Source organism: Glycomyces sp. MUSA5-2 (assembly GCF_037034145.1).
Lineage (GTDB): Bacteria > Actinomycetota > Actinomycetes > Mycobacteriales > Micromonosporaceae > Glycomyces > Glycomyces artemisiae.
In genome coordinates, this window is the sequence record NZ_JBAGKG010000004.1 from 367,270 (window position 1) to 381,677 (window position 14,408).

Consider the following 14,408-nt stretch of genomic DNA (forward strand, 5'->3'; position numbering starts at 1 on the left):
GCGTGAGGGTGTGCCGAGTGGGGAGAGGGACCGAGGACCGAAAGCCTCCGAAAACCTTTTCGGAACGCCGTCGAGACGATGTTAGGGGTCTCATCGTGGCCCTGTCAATGCATGGATCGAGGAGAATCGATGCCAGGGGCGGTGGCCTGCGGTGATGTGACCGAAAGCCTGATTCGCAGGATTTCCCTCCGTCGGCTACAGTCGATCCGTTCCGGCGCGCGAGGCGGCCGGACCGAAGGAGGACGAGGTGGCCCGAACCCCGGCACCGCGCGGCGCGCGCGCCGCGACGCTGACCGACGTCGCCAAGCTGGCGGGCGTCTCGGTCGCCACCGCCTCGAAGGCGCTGAACGGGCGCAACCACGTCAGCGCCGCCACCCGCGAGCGCGTCGCCGAGGCGGCCGCGCAGCTCTCGTTCTCCCCCAACTCGCTCGCGCGCGGGCTCCTCGCCGGGCGCACCGGCACCGTCGGGCTCTTGACCTCGGACCTGGTGGGCCGCTTCAGCCTCCCGATCCTCATGGGCGCGGAGGACGCGTTCGGCGCGGGCGAGATGTCGGTGTTCCTGTGCGACGCCCGCGGGGACGCGATCCGCGAGCGCCACCACGTGCAGGCGCTGCTCAGCCGCCGCGTGGACGGCCTCATCGTGGTGGGCTCCTCGACCGACCCGCGCCCGCCGCTCGCGGCGGCCGTCGACGTGCCGGTCGTGTACGCCTACGCGCCGTCCGAAGACCCCGAGGACCTGTCGATCGTGCCCGACAACGTGGGCGCGGGCCGCATGGCAGTGGAGCACCTGATCGCCTGCGGGCGCACCAGGATCGCGCACATCTCCGGCGACGGCGCCTACTCGGCGGCGCGCGACCGCGTCACCGGCGCGCTCGCCGCGCTCAATGAGGCCGGGCTGTCGCCGGTCGGCGACGTCGCCTACGGCACGTGGGAAGAGGGCTGGGGCCGCGCGGCGGCCGGGATGCTCCTCGACCGGGAGCCCGATGTGGACGCCGTACTGTGCGGCTCGGACCAGGTGGCCCGCGGCGTGCTCGACACGCTGCGCGAGCGGGGCCGCCGCGTCCCCGAGGACGTGGCCGTCATGGGCTTCGACGACTGGCAGGTCATGACCACCGGCGCCCGGCCCAAACTGACCAGTGTGGACATGAACCTGGAGGAGCTGGGGCGCAGCGCGGCCCGCGCACTCTTCGAGGCCATCGACGCCGAGCACGGCAGAGGCGTGCGGACCGTCCAGTGCCGGGTCGTGGTGCGCGGTTCGACGGCCGCCGAGGCCTAGCGCGCCGGGCGGGGGGAGTATCTTCTCCCGTCGTGACCGAACAGATGACCTCCGACCGCCACGCGACCTGGCTCGAACTGTTCTTCGACCTCGTCGTCGTCGCCGCGGTCGCCCAGTTGACGCACCTGCTGGTGCACCCCAGCGGGCTGCACGTGGCGGCGTTCTTCACGCTGTACACGGCGATCTGGCTGGTCTGGACCTCGTTCACGGTGTACGCCAACGTCGCCTCGGAGCGGACCCGCACCCGGACGATGCTGCTGGGCATGCTCGGCCTCGCCGTGATGGCCGCGGCCGTCCCGGAGGCGACCGGCGCGCACTCGGCGGTGTTCGCCGCCGCGTACCTGTACACCACCGGGATCGCCTCGCAGGGGCTCGCGCGCTCGGGCCGCATGGTCATGAGCTGGTCTGCGGCGCAGCGGAACGCGGGCCTGCTGCCGTGGATCATCGCGTTCTGGGTCGACGACCCGCGGTGGAAGCTCGGGCTGTGGGCGCTGGGCGTGGCGATGACGCTCGCCGGGGCCCTGCTCGTGGGCGACGACGAGGACCGCATGCGGGAGTTCCGGGACCGCCTGCGCGAGCGCAGCGAGCGGAGCAGGCGAGGGACGCAGGAGTTCGAGCTGTGGGACGTGCAGGGCTCGCACCTCGGCGAGCGGCTGGGCCTGTTCATCATGATCGTCCTCGGCGAGGCCGTGCTCCAGCTCGTCACCGCCATCGGCGAGGTCGAGTGGGGCTGGGCCCAGGTCGGCATCGGGCTCGCCGGGTTCGGGCTCCTCATCGGACTGTGGTGGCTGAACTTCCGGTTCGGGTTCGACGAGGAGAACCAGACGGCGCCGCGGTTCCTGCTGCCCGCGCACCTCGTCGTCGCCGTGTCGGTGACGCTCGTCGCGTTCGGCATCGGCACGGCCGCCGAGCACGCCACCGCGCCGCTCCCGGACCTCCACCGCTGGCTCCTGTGCGTCGCGCTCGCGGTGTGCCTCGGCCTGTGCGCCGCCGCCCACCGGGCGTGGTGGTGCCTCGCGATCCTCGCGGCCCCGATCGCCGTGGCGGCCTTCGGCTCCCAGGTCGCGGCGGTGTTCACCGTCCTCGTCCTGGCGGCCTCGACGGGCGCGCTCGCGCTCTACTTCCTGCGCCGCACGGCAACCTCGGCGGCATGAGGGGGCCATCCAGAATTCGGCACAAATTTTCGGGACTTGATCTACCCATGAAGGGGATTTTCATGGGATCTTCTGGAGGACCTCTGTAACCCGCACTCCCCCGAAGGCCAGGTCCCACCGTGCGCACCACCGCTCCCTGGATCCTCGCGGCCGCAGCCCTCGCCGCGCTGTTCGTCCCGCCGCCCGCCGCCGCCCAGACCGGGGAGGACACCGCCGTCCCCGTCGACGGCGACAGCCGCCCCATCGGCCCTGGCATCGAGCTGGAGTCCTTCGACCGCTGGGAGGACCAGGGCTGGATCCGCGGCGACGCGGCCACCGTGGACCTCACCGGCGGCGCGGTCCCCCGCTACCTCGACCCGGGTGTCGTCGCCGCCTCCGAGCCGGTCCGCGAGCAGCTCGACGGCGTCGAGGACGTCGTGCTCGCGTTCAACGCTGACTTCTTCGACATCAACGACACCGGCGGCGCCGAGGGCGTCGCCATCGCGGACGGCGAGCTCGTCAAGTCCGCCGCGGCCGGGTCCTCCAACGTCATCGCCTTCGACGCCGACGGCACGGCCTCCGTGCAGCGCATCGGCTTCGAAGGCACCGCGACCACGCCTGACGGGACTCTGGACCTCCACGGCCTCAACACGACCGCGCTCCCGGCGAACGGGATCGGCGTGTACGACGCGCGCTGGGGCGAGGCCTCGCGGGCCCGCGTCGCGGACGGCGCGGCGGTCGTCGAGGTAACCGTGGTCGACGGGACCGTCACCGCGGTCACCGACGACCCGCAGGCCGGGCCCATCGCCGACGGCGCGCTCACGCTGGTCGGCCGCGAGACCGGCGCCGCGGCACTGGCCGCGCTCCAGGTCGGCGACGCCGTCGCGGTCGAGTACGCCGCCGAGACCGAAGGGGACCTCCCGCAGACCGCCGTCTCGGGCAACCAGCTCCTCATCACCGACGGGGAGCTCGTGAACCAGACCGACCAGGCCCGCCACCCGCGCACCGCCGTCGGCGTCTCCGAGGACGGCACCGAACTGTACGTGCTTACTGTGGACGGACGGCAGGCGGCGAGCGGCGGCTACACGCTCCGCGAGACCGCCGAGCAGCTCCTCGCCATGGGCGCGTACAGCGCCCTCAACCTCGACGGCGGCGGCTCCTCCACCCTCATCGCCCGCGCGCCCGGCACCGAGGACCTCGTCACCGTCAACAGTCCTTCTGACGGCTCGGAGCGGTCCGTGGGCAACGCGCTCGCGTTCACCGTCCCGGACGGCGACGGCGAGGTCGACGGCTTCGCGGTCGCCCCGCAGGCCCCGTTCGACCCCGGTGCCGTCGAAGGCGCCGACTACGACCGGGTCTTCCCCGGCCTCACCCGGCCCCTGGCCGTGGCCGCCTACGACGACGCGTACGGGCCCGCCGACGCCGACCCGCGCTGGAAGACCGACCCGTCCCGCCTCGGCTGGGTGGACGGCGACGCGGTCTTCCACGCCCGCAACCGCTCCGGCGAGGTCGTGGTGACCGCCAAGGACGGACGGGCCTCCGGGTCGACCGAGCTGACCGTCCTCGGCGCCCTGGACGCGATCGCGCCGTCGCAGCGGCTGCTGTCGCTGCCGGACGCCGGCACGACGACCGGGTTCCAGGTCATCGGCACGGATGCGGACGGGTTCACCGCCCCGATCGACCCCGCGGACGTGGACCTGTCGTACGACGGCGACCTGTTCGCGATCGAGCCGGACGGGCTCGGCGGCTACACCGTCGCGGCCGAGGCGGCGAGCGGCTCCGGCACGGTCGAAGTCACCGTGGCCGGGAAGACCACGGCGCTCGCGATCACCGTGGGCCTCGACGAGCAGGCCGTCAGCGACTTCAGCGACGGCGCGCAGTGGATCTTCTCCACGGCCCGCGCCACCGGCTCGATGGCGCCCGGCGAGGGCCACGACGGCGACGCCGGGCTGACGCTCACGTACGACTTCACGCAGTCGACCGCGACCCGCGCCGCGTACGCGCGGCCCCCGGCGCTCATCCACGTGGACGGGCAGCCGCAGCGGTTCGGCATGTGGATCGAGGCCGAGGGCTTCGGCGAGTGGCCGTCGCTGCAACTGAAGGACGCCAACGGGACCGACGTGGTCCTGCGCGGCGACTACCTGACCGAGCCGGGCTGGACCTGGGTCGAGTTCGACGTGCCGCAGGGCACGAGCTACCCGGTGTCGGTGTACCGCTTCTACGTCGCCGAGACCCGGCCGTCCGCGGTTTATCACGGGTCGGTCACCATTTCGGGCCTCACCGCGTACACGGCGCCCGATGTGGACATCCCCGTCGCGGAGCCGCGCTTCGACACGATGGTCGCCTCCGACCTCGACGGCGCGGACTGGACGTTCGCGGTCATGTCCGACGCGCAGTTCACGGCCGAGAACCCCGACAGCGCGATCGTCGCCTCCGCGCGCCGGACCCTCCAGGAGATCAAGGCCTCGGACGCGGAGTTCGTGATCGTCAATGGCGACCTGCTGGACGAGTGCGAGCCCGACGACCTGGCCCTGGCCGAACGGGTGCTCGACGAGGAGCTCGGCGACGAGCTCGACTGGGTGTACGTGCCGGGCAACCACGAGGCCATGGGGTGCAGCGTCGCCGACTGGTCGGCGGTCTTCGGGCCCGCCTACCAGACCTTCGACCGCGGCGGCACGCGGTTCATCACGCTCGACACGTCCGGCCTGACCATCGGGAAGGGCGGCTGGGACCAGATCCTCATGCTGCGCAATGCCCTTGACGAGGCCGCCGCGGACCCCGAAGTGGACTCGGTGGCGGTCGTGGCGCACGTGCCGACGAACGACAAGAGCCCGCAGGCGGCCTCGCAGCTCGGCGACCGGCTCGAAGCCGAGGTGGTCGAGGAGTGGCTCACCGGGTTCGAGGCCGACAGCGGCAAGGACGCGGCCTACATCGGCGCGCACGCCGGGTACTTCGACGCGTCCCGCGTGGACGGCGTGAACTACTGGGTGAACGGCAACTCCGGGAAGGCGCCGTCCACGACGCCCGAGGACGGGGGCTTCGTCGGCTGGACCCAGTTCGGCGTCGGAGGTGGCGACGAGTGGCTCAACGCGCTCGTGCGCCCGCAGGTCGACTCGCTCGCGGTCGCCGCCGACGACCTCGCGCCCGGGGCCACGGTCACGGTGGAAGCCGAACTGGCCCAAGGCGGTGCGACGATCCCGGTGGTCTACCCGATGGGCGTCGAGTGGACCGGCGCGAACGTCTACATCGGCGACCGGCCGGGCCCGCTCGCGTGGCTGCGGTACGCCGCGTGGTTCGACCCCGAGACGCGCGAGCTCACCGCGTGGCGCCGCGGCACGGTCGAGCTGACCGCCACCGTCAACGGCGTCGCCGCCACCGACACCGTCGCCATCCGATAAGGGCCTGACCTCCTTCTCGGGAACGTGGCAGTCGGCCAGGTGGTCGTCGACCATCCCGACGGCCTGCATCATCGCGTACGCCGTGGTCGGCCCGACGAACTTGAAGCCCTGCTTCTTCAGGGCCTTCGACAAGGCCGTCGACTCGGGCGTGACCGCGGGGATGTCGGCGAGGGCCTTCGGGCGCTCCCGCGGCACGGGCGCGAAGGACCACACCAGGTCGCTGAGGCCGCCGTCCAACCGGGCGGCGGCCTTCGCGTTCGCGATGGTCGCCTCGATCTTCATGCGGTTGCGGACGATCCCCTCGTCGGCGAGCAGCCGCTCCGCGTCCTGCTCGGTGAACTTCGCGACCTTCTCGATCCTGAAGCCGCCGAACGCCTTCCGGAACGCCTCGCGCTTGCGCAGGATCACCAGCCACGACAGGCCCGACTGGAACGCCTCCAGGCTGACCCGCTCGAACAGCGCGTCGTCGCCGCGCACCGGGCGGCCCCACTCGGTGTCGTGGTAGTTCCGGTAGATCTCCGGATCGACGCCCCACGGGCACCGCGCCAGGCCGTCCTCGGCCGACGTCACCGCATCGCTCAACTTCGCTCCCCCTCCTGAACCGTCGCGAGCCTACGCGCCGGGTCCGACACGTCCCGCGGACCGGGATGTCGGTGGCTTGTTGCAAGATAGTTGCAATAGAGTCCCCACGTCCCCCGAAGGAGCACCCGTGAACGCAGATCCCACCGGCCACACCCTCCCCGAACTGGTCATGGCCTGGGGCCGCGGCCGCGCCCACTCGCGCATCACCGCCCAGCCCGAGCCGATCGACGGCGGCTACGAGGTCGCCGTCGGCCCGCCCAGCACCGAGGTCCGCAAGGTCTACCACACCTACACGCCCGAGTTCCTCGCCGAGACTGCCGCCGCGCTCGACACTCCCGGCCACCAGCTCATGATCGCCGGACCCGACGCGCTCCTGCGGTCCGCCATCCCCGCGACCTGGACCATGGACCAGGGCGGGCACCTCATGACCGTCGTGTTCGCGCAGGACCCGTACACCGTCCCCGCCGACTACCGGCTCGTCGTGGAGACCGAGGGCCCGCTCACCGTCGCCCGCGCGTTCCACGCCAACGGCGACCACGCCGCCTCCGCGCGCCTGGGCCGCGACGGCGACTTCGGCGTGTTCGACAAGGTCGTCACCGCGCCGAACCACCAGCGCCGCGGCCTCGGCTCGACCCTCATGCGGGCCCTGTCGCTCAACGCGTACGCGCTCGGCATGCGGTACGGGCTCCTCGTCGCCAGCGACGAGGGCCGCGCCCTGTACGAGCACCTCGGCTGGACGTTCGTCTCCGACTTCCCCGGCGCCCGCTCCAAAGCGGCGTAAATCGCTTGCCGGTCATGCGGACCGCTGCGAGAGTGGCCGCATGACCTCCGAATCCGCCTGGCGCGACGCCAACCGGGCCATGTGGGACGAGCGCGTCCCGATCCACGCCGCCAGCCGCTTCTACGACCAGGACGGCTTCCGGGCCGGAAGCGGCGACGTCAACGCGTTCGAGGCCGAGGAGGTCGGCGACGTCACCGGCAAGCGCCTCGTCCACCTCCAGTGCCACATGGGGCAGGACACGCTGTCGTGGGCGCGGCGCGGGGCCGCCGAGGTCGTGGGCCTCGACTTCTCCGAACCGGCCGTCGCGGTCGCGCGCGGCCTCGCGAAGGACCTGGACCTGGACGACCGGGCCTCGTTCGTCGCTGCCGACGTCTACGACGCGCGCGAAGCGCTCGGCGGGCGGACCTTCGACATCGTCTACACCGGGCTCGGCGCCCTCTGCTGGCTCCCGGACGCCGAGCGCTGGGCCGACGTGGCCGCGTCCCTGGTCGCGCCAGGCGGGTTCCTGTACCTCGCCGAGTTCCACCCCCTGGTCGACGTCCTCGACTGGGAGACCGGCAGGCGCATCGAGCGCGGCTACCTCGACGGCGAGCCGATGGTCTTCGACGAGCCGGGCACCTACACCGACGGCGACGCCGAAACTCAGAGCAATCTGAACTTCCAGTGGACCCACCCGGTGAGCGAGGTCGTCTCGGCGCTGGCCCGCAACGGCCTGCGCATCGAGTTCGTGCACGAGTTCGACTGGACGCTGTTCCAGCACCTCGGCCCCCTTGAGCAGCGCGAAGGCCGCTACCGGTGGCCGGAGGGGGCGCCGCGCACGCCGCTGATGTACTCGCTCAAGGCGTCCCGGGTGTGACGGCTGTCGCGCGCTAGTTTTCCGATCTTCCTCTGACCTTTCCTTCACCGGAAGCCGGGTCCGTCCCCGAAGAATGTGGAGGACGAACCGCCAAGGAGGAAAGCCGTGAAGACGAAGCAGCAGACGCCGAGCTACGAGGGCCGCCCGTACGCGAAGCCGGAGGAGGAACTGGTCGACCAGGGACTCCAGTTCGACATCGGGACGCTCTTGAGCCGCCGCGGCGTGCTCTTCGCCGGGGCGGGGGCCGCGGCCCTGGGCCTGGCGGCGTGCTCGAACAGCGGCGACTCCTCCGGGAGTGGCACGACCACCGCGGCCTCCGCGGAGGACCTCACGGAGATCCCCGAGGAGACGGCCGGGCCGTACCCGGGCGACGGGTCGAACGGGCCGGACATCCTGGAGCAGAGCGGGGTGGTCCGCAGCGACATCCGCTCCAGCTTCGGCGACAGCACCACCGCCGCCGAGGGCGTGGGGCTCGACATCGAGCTGACGCTCTACGACATGGCGAACGACAACGCGCGCTTCGAGGGCGCGGCCGTGTACCTGTGGCACTGCAACCGCGACGGCGAGTACTCGATGTACTCCGAGGCCATCGTGAACGAGAACTACCTGCGGGGCGTGCAGGTCGCCGACGCCGACGGGGTCGTGAAGTTCACGAGCATCTTCCCGGCCTGCTACGACGGCCGCTGGCCGCACATCCACTTCGAGGTCTACCCGGACGTCGACTCGATCACCGACTCGGCGAACGCGATCGCCACGTCGCAGATCGCGCTCCCGCAGGACACGTGCGACACCGTGTACGCCGAGGAGGGCTACGAGCAGTCCGTGGAGAACCTCTCGAAGGTCTCCCTGGAGACCGACGGGATCTTCAGCGACGACGGCGGGGCCTCGCAGCTCCCATCCGTCTCCGGCGACGTGGACGGCGGATTCGCGATCACGCTGCCCGTCGGCGTCGACACGTCCACCGAGGCGGGCGGCGGCTCGGTCTCGGGCGGCGGGGGCATGCCCGAAGGCGGTGGCGAGGGCGGCCCCGGCGGGACCCCGCCGGGCAGTGAAGAGTCGTCGAGCGACAGCTAGGAGCAGGGGAAAGGCCCGCGACCGCAATGGTCGCGGGCCTCTTTGCGCCTCAGATGAGGACGACGAGCCCGGCCTCGCCGAAGAGGGTGGCGGCCAGCGCGCCGCGGTTGGCGGCCTTCATGGGGAGCTTCGCGCCGACGGCCTCGATGTGCGGCTCGACGCGCTCGGGGTGCGGGTGCACGGCCTCGATGCTCACGAGCGGGACGATCGGCAGGCCGGCGGCGGGGTGCGGGGTACTCCCCCAGTCGATGAGGAACGGGACGGGGCCGCGGTGGCGGCCCTCCTTGTCAAGGGTGAGGCGCCACGCGAGGTCGGCGCCTTCGGGGGTCCGGCGGGTCATCTCCCACGGCTCGCCGGGGTCGTACCCGGCGGCGCGGGAGGCGGCGACCGCGCCGTCGATGTCCTCGGTGCGCACGGCCCAGGTGACGAGGCGGGCCTCGGTGAGGGTGTCGATGCCGAAGGGCCGCCACTTGTCGGGGGACGGCTGCTCGGGGTCGGGTCCGATGATCTCCAGGTAGGCCCCCTCGCCGACGCCGAGCAGGAAGTTCCGGGTGCCCAGGCCCTGGTGGACGCCGCCGGGGACGGGTCGCGTCCCGGTCAGGCGGGCGACTTCGTTCACGGTGGCGGCGAGGTCGGGCGTGGCGAGGACGAGGTGGTCGAGTGAGGACATGGGCCGGAGTCTAGTCACGAAGCGCCACAGCCGTAACGGCCGTCCTGAAACCGCACCGCCCCGGTCAGGCGCGGCGGGGGTCGACGAGGGCTTCGAGGATCTCGTCGCCCGGTTCGGCGAGCACGCGCTCGGCGGCCTGTTCGAGGACGCGTTCGGCCTCGCCCTGGCCGGGGTCGTAGCCGACGCGGCAGCCTTCGGGCGTGAACGCCGGGTCGGCGGCGGGCGGCTCGGTCTCGCGGCGCATGACGTCGCCGATGCCGTTCTCCAGGAGCCCGAACGCGTGGTGCGCGGCGGAGTAGGCCATGGCCGCGACCTCGTAGATCGGGCGGCCTTCCAGGATCAGGTGGACGTTGGCCTCGACGAGGATGTGCTGGGTGTGCAGGAGCTGCGAGGAGACCAGGCGCGAGGTGAGCTTCGGGTGGCCCTCGTCCATGAGGACCTCGGCGAGCATCGCGCCCGAGCGGCGGCGGTAGTCCATGGCGCTGACCACGAGCGAGGGCGTGGCCTGGATGAGCTGCTGGACCTTGAGGAACATCGGCTTGTCGCTGAGGCCGGTCTGGGGGGCGCGGTGTTCCAGCAGCTCCAGGAACCGGTCGCGCAGGACCGCGTGCGGGGTGGTGCCGCGGGGGCGCTCGCGGACGACGCGGGCGGCGTCCTCGATGTGGTGGCGCATGCCGCCGATGACGAGGTCTTCCTTGGTCGGGAAGTAGTTGAACACCGTGGCCTTCGACACGTTCGCGGCGGCGGCGATCTCGGCGACGGACACGTTCTCGTACCCGCGCTCCAGGAACATCTGGAGGGCCGTGGTCTTCAGCAGTCCCCACGTGGCGTTCTTCTTGCGCTCGCGCAGGCCTCGGTGTCGTTCCATCCCGCCACTGTACCAGTTCATCGTTGACCCGGCCAAAAATTCTTCCCGGAAAAAAGTTGTACCCGGTCAAAATCGGGTGCTACGCTCGCCGACATGACAGGAAACCCACCCGCCGACCGGCCCCGCAAGCCGGCGCCGGACGCCGGCGGGGAGGCGGCACCCGAGGCCTCGATCCTCCGCCTCCTCGCCGACTACCTCCGCCCCCACCGCAGGCCGCTGACCCTCGCGATCGTCTTCCAGCTCGTCCAGACGGTCGCGTCGCTCTACGTGCCCACCCTCAACGCCGACCTCATCAACAACGGCGTCGCCGCCGGGGACACCGGCTACGTGCTCCGCCACGGCGGCTTCATGCTCGCCGTCACCGTCGTCCAGCTCGCCGCCGCCGCGTTCGGCGTCTACTTCGGCGCCCGCGCCGCCATGGGCCTCGGCCGCGACCTCCGCGCCGACCTCTTCGCGCAGGTGCAGCGCTTCTCCACCACCGAGATGGACCGCTTCGGCGCGCCCTCGCTCATCACCCGCACCACCAACGACGTCACGCAGGTCGTCACCATGCTCGTCATGGGGCTCACCCTGTTCATGGTCGCCCCGATCACCGCGATCGGCGGCCTCACCCTGGCGCTCACCCTCGACGTGCCCATGACCGGCATCCTCCTGGCCGCCATCCCCGTCATGGCCCTGATCATCTACTTCATCGTGGTCTCGATGGTCCCCGCCGGACGCGCCATGCAGCGCTCCATCGACGGCATCAACCAGGTCATGCGCGAGCACATCACCGGCATCCGCGTCATCCGCGCGTTCGTGCGCGACGACCACGAGCAGCACCGCTTCAACGAGGCCAACGACAAGCTCACCGACGCCTCGCTGCGCGTCGGCCGCGTCCAGGCGTTCTTCGGCGCCACCGCCATGGCCAGCAGCAACATCACCTCGATCGTCATCGTGTGGATCGGCGCCGGGCGCATCGCCGACGGCAGCCTCCAGATCGGCGACCTCATCGCGTTCCTCACCTACGCCGGGCTCATCCTCGGCTCCGTGATGATGTCCATGGGCGTGTTCATGATGGCCCCGCGCGCGAAGGTCGCCGCCGGGCGCATCCGCGAGGTCCTCGGCACCGAGCCGACCATCACCGACCCCGCCGACGCCGTCCATGAGCTCCCCGGCCGCGGCGAACTCGACGTCGACGCCGTCACCTTCCGGTACACCGGCGCCGAAGAGCCCGTCCTCCGCGGCGTCGACCTCGTCGCCCGGCCCGGCCAGACCACCGCCGTCATCGGCTCCACCGGCGCCGGGAAGACCACGCTCCTCAACCTCATCCCCCGCCTGTTCGACGTCGGCGAAGGCGCCGTCCGCATCGACGGCGTCGACGTCAGGAGCATGGACCGGGCCCTCATCGCCCGCACCGTCGGCCTCGTCCCCCAGCGCGCCTACCTGTTCTCCGGCACCATCGCCGCGAACCTCCGCTACGGCAACCCCGACGCCGACGACGAGACCCTCTGGCGCGCACTCGAAACCGCGCAGGCCGCCGACTTCGTCCGCGACATGCCCGACGGCCTGGAGACCCTCCTCGGCCAGGGCGGCACCACCGTCTCCGGCGGCCAGCGCCAGCGCCTCGCCATCGCCCGCACCATCGTCGCCGCCCCCAGGATCTACCTCTTCGACGACTCGTTCTCCGCGCTCGACACCGCCACCGACGCGGCCCTGCGCGCCGCGCTCGCCCGCGACATCGCCGACGCCGCGCAGGTCATCGTCGCCCAGCGCGTCTCGACCATCCGCGACGCCGACCGCATCGTCGTCCTCGACAACGGCCGCGTCGTGGGCACCGGCACCCACGATGAACTCCTCGAACACAACCCGGTGTACGCCGAGATCGTCAACTCCCAACTCACCCTTCAGGAGGCGCTGTGACCATGCGCGGACCCGCCGGCCTCGCCGGCCCGGCCCTGAAGAAGGCCGACGACTTCCGCGGCACCGTGCGCCGCATCGTCGGGCTCCTGTGGCGCGACAAGCTCCGCCTCACCTCCGTGATCGGCTTCGGCGTGCTCATGGTCCTCGGGATGCTCGCCGTCCCCACGGTCCTCGGCCGCGCCACCGACCACGTCATCGCGGGCGCCGCCGCCGGAGACGTCGACTTCGCGGGCCTCGCGAAGATCCTCGGCCTCGCCATCGCGATCGCCGTCGCCACCTTCGGGATCACGGTCTCCAACGGCCGCACCATCGCCAAGATGGCCCAGTACATGGCGTACGACCTCCGCAAGGAGGCCGACCGGAAGGTCGCGGCGCTCCCGCTGTCCTACTTCGACTCCCGGCCGCGCGGCGAGGTCCTCTCCCGCGTCACCAACGACATCGACAACCTGACGCAGACCGTCGGCCAGGTGACCCAGCGGGTCGTGCAGGGCCTGCTGTTCCTCATCGGCGTGCCGATCATGATGCTCACCATCTCGCCGCTGCTCACGCTCGTCGTGGTCCTCACCCTGCCGCTCACGGTGCTCGCCGCGCGCCTCATCGGCAAGCGCAGCCAGCCGCGGTTCGTGCAGCAGTGGGCCACCACCGGGAAGCTCAACGGGCACGTCGAGGAGATGATCACCGGCCACCAGCTGGTGACCCTGTTCGGGCGCCGCGCCGAGGGCGCGGCCGTGTTCAAGCGGTACAACGACGACCTGTACGAGAACACCGTGCGGGCCCAGTGGGTCTCGGCGCTCCTCGGCCCGGCGATGGCCTTCCTCGGGCTCGTCACGTACGTGCTCGTGGCCGTCGTCGGCGGCCTCCAGGTCGCCGCCGGGCTGCTCAGCTTCGGGCAGATCCAGGCGTTCATCCAGTACACCAACCAGTTCTCGAACCCGCTGAACATGCTCGCGGCGATGTTCGGGCAGATCCAGTCCGCCGTCGCCTCCGGCGAGCGGGTGTTCGAGCTGCTCGACGCCGAGGAGCAGTCCCCGGAGCCGCAGGGCGCGGGCGACGCGCTGGCGGCGGTGGAGGGCCGGGTGGCGTTCGAGGACGTGTCGTTCCGGTACCTGCCGGACGAGCCGCTCATCGAGCACCTGTGGCTGGAGGCCGAGCCGGGGCAGACGGTGGCGATCGTGGGGCCGACGGGCGCGGGGAAGACCACGCTCGTGAACCTGCTGATGCGCTTCTACGACCTGGACGCGGGCCGGATCACCGTCGACGGCGTCGACGTGTCCACGGTGGAGCGCGAGCGGCTGCGGCGGCGGATCGGCATGGTCCTCCAGGACACATGGCTGTTCGAGGGGACGATCGCGGAGAACATCGCCTACGGCAAGCCCGAGGCGACCCGCGAGGAGGTCGAGCGGGCCGCGCAGGCGGCGCACGCCGACCACTTCATCCGGACGCTCCCGGACGGCTACGACACGATCGTGGGCGCCGACGAGGGCGGGCTGAGCGCGGGAGAGCGGCAGCTCGTGACGATCGCGCGGGCGTTCCTGATCGACCCGTCGATCCTGATCCTCGACGAGGCGACGTCCTCGGTGGACACCCGCACCGAGATGCTCGTGCAGCAGGGCATGGTGGCGCTGCGGCAGGGGCGCACGAGCTTCGTGATCGCGCACCGGCTGTCGACGATCCGCGACGCCGACGTGATCGTGGTGATGGAGCACGGCACGGTGGTCGAGCAGGGCCCGCACGAGAAGCTGCTCGCCTCGGGCGGCGCGTACGCGCGGCTCTACGAGGCCCAGTTCGCGCAGCCCGCGGTCGAGGAGGAGGACGTCGTCGCGACGCCGGCCCGCGCATAAGACTCGGTGCACTGCAACGGAAACCAG

At 71.7% G+C, this 14,408-nt stretch carries 10 protein-coding genes and 1 pseudogene; 8 read left to right on the plus strand and 3 right to left on the minus strand.

Features of this window, described 5'->3' with window-relative positions; all coding sequences use genetic code 11:
- The first annotated feature begins 247 nt into the window (after nt 1–247).
- The 3 genes from WA640_RS15385 to WA640_RS15395 all read left to right on the plus strand — a co-directional run bounded on the left by WA640_RS15385 (nt 248) and on the right by WA640_RS15395 (nt 5,807).
- On the plus strand, nt 248–1,276 hold the full coding sequence (locus WA640_RS15385; protein ID WP_106365383.1) for a LacI family DNA-binding transcriptional regulator: 1,029 nt from the start codon (nt 248–250) through the stop codon (nt 1,274–1,276).
- 32 nt (nt 1,277–1,308) lie between these two features.
- Nucleotides 1,309–2,430, plus strand: a complete 1,122-nt coding sequence (locus tag WA640_RS15390) for a low temperature requirement protein A (RefSeq protein WP_335988744.1) — start codon at nt 1,309–1,311, stop codon at nt 2,428–2,430.
- Between the two features lie 119 nt (nt 2,431–2,549).
- Nucleotides 2,550–5,807 carry a phosphodiester glycosidase family protein gene (locus tag WA640_RS15395; protein WP_335988746.1) on the plus strand — a complete coding sequence of 1,086 codons (3,258 nt, stop codon included), beginning with the start codon at nt 2,550–2,552 and terminating at the stop codon, nt 5,805–5,807.
- Here WA640_RS15395 and WA640_RS15400 read toward each other — a convergent pair.
- A pseudogene (locus tag WA640_RS15400) lies at nt 5,767–6,389 on the minus strand (DNA-3-methyladenine glycosylase I). The gene WA640_RS15395 and the pseudogene WA640_RS15400 sit on opposite strands and share 41 nt — an antisense overlap.
- 127 nt (nt 6,390–6,516) lie before the next feature.
- On the opposite strand from WA640_RS15400, the gene WA640_RS15405 reads away from it, so the two are divergent.
- The 3 genes from WA640_RS15405 (at nt 6,517) to WA640_RS15415 (ending at nt 9,100) form a co-directional block, all read left to right on the plus strand.
- Nucleotides 6,517–7,170 carry a GNAT family N-acetyltransferase gene (locus WA640_RS15405; protein WP_335988748.1) on the plus strand — a complete coding sequence of 218 codons (654 nt, stop codon included), beginning with the start codon at nt 6,517–6,519 and terminating at the stop codon, nt 7,168–7,170.
- Between the two features lie 40 nt (nt 7,171–7,210).
- On the plus strand, nt 7,211–8,026 hold the full coding sequence (locus WA640_RS15410; protein WP_335988750.1) for a class I SAM-dependent methyltransferase: 816 nt from the start codon (nt 7,211–7,213) through the stop codon (nt 8,024–8,026).
- A gap of 105 nt (nt 8,027–8,131) precedes the next feature.
- Nucleotides 8,132–9,100 carry an intradiol ring-cleavage dioxygenase gene (locus WA640_RS15415; protein ID WP_335988752.1) on the plus strand — a complete coding sequence of 323 codons (969 nt, stop codon included), beginning with the start codon at nt 8,132–8,134 and terminating at the stop codon, nt 9,098–9,100.
- A gap of 49 nt (nt 9,101–9,149) precedes the next feature.
- Here WA640_RS15415 and WA640_RS15420 read toward each other — a convergent pair whose 3' ends face one another.
- Nucleotides 9,150–9,770: a VOC family protein gene (locus WA640_RS15420; protein WP_335988754.1), complete on the minus strand. Its 621-nt coding sequence runs from the start codon at nt 9,768–9,770 to the stop codon at nt 9,150–9,152.
- Between the two features lie 64 nt (nt 9,771–9,834).
- A complete protein-coding gene (locus WA640_RS15425) occupies nt 9,835–10,638 on the minus strand; it encodes a TetR/AcrR family transcriptional regulator (protein WP_335988756.1) in 804 nt (267 codons plus the stop codon).
- A 93-nt stretch (nt 10,639–10,731) separates the two neighbouring features.
- Here WA640_RS15425 and WA640_RS15430 point away from each other — a divergent pair, with 93 nt between their 5' ends.
- Both WA640_RS15430 and WA640_RS15435 read left to right on the plus strand, forming a co-directional pair.
- Nucleotides 10,732–12,540, plus strand: a complete 1,809-nt coding sequence (locus WA640_RS15430) for an ABC transporter ATP-binding protein (protein WP_335988758.1) — start codon at nt 10,732–10,734, stop codon at nt 12,538–12,540.
- A 2-nt stretch (nt 12,541–12,542) separates the two neighbouring features.
- The gene (locus WA640_RS15435) at nt 12,543–14,381 is read left to right on the plus strand and encodes an ABC transporter ATP-binding protein (protein WP_335988759.1); all 1,839 of its coding nucleotides are present in this window, start codon (nt 12,543–12,545) and stop codon (nt 14,379–14,381) included.
- Nucleotides 14,382–14,408: the final 27 nt, after the last annotated feature.